1 protein-coding gene and 1 pseudogene are annotated in these 1540 nt (G+C 47.5%); both read right to left on the bottom strand.

The window, feature by feature from the left end; genetic code table 11:
• Nucleotides 1–230: 230 nt before the first annotated feature.
• Nucleotides 231–1265: pseudogene (locus ACUVJL_RS16125) on the bottom strand (arginase).
• Nucleotides 1266–1272: 7 nt separating this feature from the next.
• On the bottom strand, nt 1273–1540 hold a 268-nt coding region (locus tag ACUVJL_RS16120), incomplete at its 5' end, for an IS1 family transposase (protein ID WP_445246774.1).

The raw sequence follows: 1540 nt of genomic DNA, 5'->3' as shown, positions 1-1540 counted from the left end.
ATTTAATGATGTGCCTCTCTGTTAGTTGCATTTGAGACTTCCGTTCGATCGGCTGTGCGTATTCCTTGTTCAACACTCATAACAATATAATACCATTATTGTTTATAATTGCTTATAAACTCAATGAAGTTTTACAATACTTGTTTTACCTAATTTTTTGCTACTAAATGCAGGCGCTGCACGCGGAGGTGCGTGCAGCGGACATCTCACGAAAGCAGGCAAAGCGGAGCTCAGCTTTGCTTCGACGTTTTTTCCAGGCGAGAAGCGATCGCATCCACCACACCTTGGAAGATGCCCAGGGAGTTCTGGGCCATAGAGTTCAAGGTATCGATCACGGGGTTGATTTCGCAGATTTCCCAACAGCAGACGCGAGGATCTTTAACAAGAGTCTCGTTGAAAATGCGGGCTTCTTCAACCAACAGGCCACCCGTAACCGGTGTCCCAGTCCCCATTGAAATCGCAGAATCCATACTATCTACGTCGAAGCTGACGTAGATTAAGTCAACCTCCGCCAGCTTCTCAAGGCAACGTTGTGCCACGGCTTCTGGACCAATTTCCCGCATCTGCGTTGCCGTAATGTTGAGGATATTGTGGGTTTCTATCAGGTGATCTTCCGCCTCCTCGGTATCCCGCACCGCGACGTACACGAGGTCGTTGATGTCCAGGTTCGGGCCATCTTGCAAGCCGAGAGACTGACACATCCGCCACAGTTCTGCTGTTTCCGGGTCTACATCGTTGATCTGTTTCGCCAAGTTATCATTGGCAAGGGCTACTCCTAGCGGCATCCCGTGCATATTTCCCGACGGCGAGGTGAATGGCGAATGGATGTCGGCGTGAGCATCAATCTAGACTACGCCAAGTCGGCGATCGGGAAACGCCTTTTTAATCCCGGCAATAGTGCTAGCAGCGGTGGAGTGATCTCCACCAAGCACTACGGGAAATAAACCTTTCTGCAAGGCTTCGGCAACTAAATCAGTGGCACGTGCGAATACTTTGTATGCCGAGTCAATGTATTTAGCGTGCTTGTGCTTCTGGGCGCGGAAGAGCGCACTATTTTCCGTCTGCACGCGCAGGCTATCCATGCTCAGAATGCCGTTTTCAGCATGCATCCGAGCTGCCTGTTTCTGGAGTGCTGCGGTCTTAAGTGCATTAATGCCCATTGATGAACCCCTCGTTCCCGCACCCAGCTCGGAATCTACCTCAACGAGTACGATCGAGGATATCTCGGCTACCTTGGCATACTGGACGAGGATTTTCTTGGGCATTGCTGAATTAGGGTATGATACGAGTAAAAATACGCGAGGGGAGTCGAAAATGATTTCCAGCATTTTGATGGGGAATTGGAAAATCTCCAAATTTTAGATAATGAATTAGTAATTTAATTGAATACCCTAGCATCTTTTCACACTTAGAATAACAAAGAGTTTTTCTTTTTAACCGAGCCAAGTAATGTCTGAGTCTTGTATTTTCACCTTCAACTCTTGTCATATAGGTTTTGCTAATAATCTGGTCTCCCTCCGGAATAAAATTTGGGTAAACT

This window comes from Microcoleus sp. OTE_8_concoct_300 (assembly GCF_031383065.1).
Lineage (GTDB): Bacteria > Cyanobacteriota > Cyanobacteriia > Cyanobacteriales > Microcoleaceae > Microcoleus.
The sequence above is the reverse complement of the archived record's forward strand: the minus strand, read 5'-3'. Positions and strand labels throughout refer to the sequence as shown.